1 protein-coding gene is annotated in these 501 nt (G+C 64.7%); it reads right to left on the bottom strand.

The window, feature by feature from the left end; all coding sequences use genetic code 11:
- The coding region (locus tag AC1B00_RS09750) for a hypothetical protein (protein WP_488849535.1) at window positions 1-501 on the bottom strand (501 nt) is incomplete at both ends.

The following is a 501-nucleotide window of genomic DNA, read 5'->3' as shown; positions in this document are numbered from 1 at the left end:
GTCGAACAGGAAGGGCCGCTGGTCGGCCCCGAACTCGTGATGGCCGAGCCAGGTCATGAAGCGGCGGCGGAACGGATCCTCCTCCGCCAGCGCGATCGCCCGCCGGTGCTGGGAAAGGAGCGACAGCGCCTGCTGCAACGGGTCGCGGAATGGATGGATCAGGAACGCGTCGGGGAAGCTGATGGCCAGCCCTTCCAGGCGCAGGATATTGTTATTGTTCTTAGATAGATAGCGAGCACCGCCATTGCGGAGCAACACCAGCCGCACATAGTCGCGGAAATTGGCGAGCGTCTCCGCCCGCGGCTCCATCGGGGCCAGCCCGTCGCGGCGCAGATAGCGATTTCCTTCCAGCGCGCGCCAGAAAACCTCCTCGATCGCCTCCGGGCTGTCGAGATCATGGGTCAATCCGTCGCCATGGCCGCGTTCGCTGGCCTCGACATGCCGCTTGCCGCCCAGCTTCGCCCAGCCGTTCGGAGCAAGTGGAAACGGAAGATCGCGATA

It is taken from the genome of Campylobacter sp. DY7, from assembly GCF_057802535.1.
This window is presented reverse-complemented; position numbering and strand designations above follow the sequence as displayed.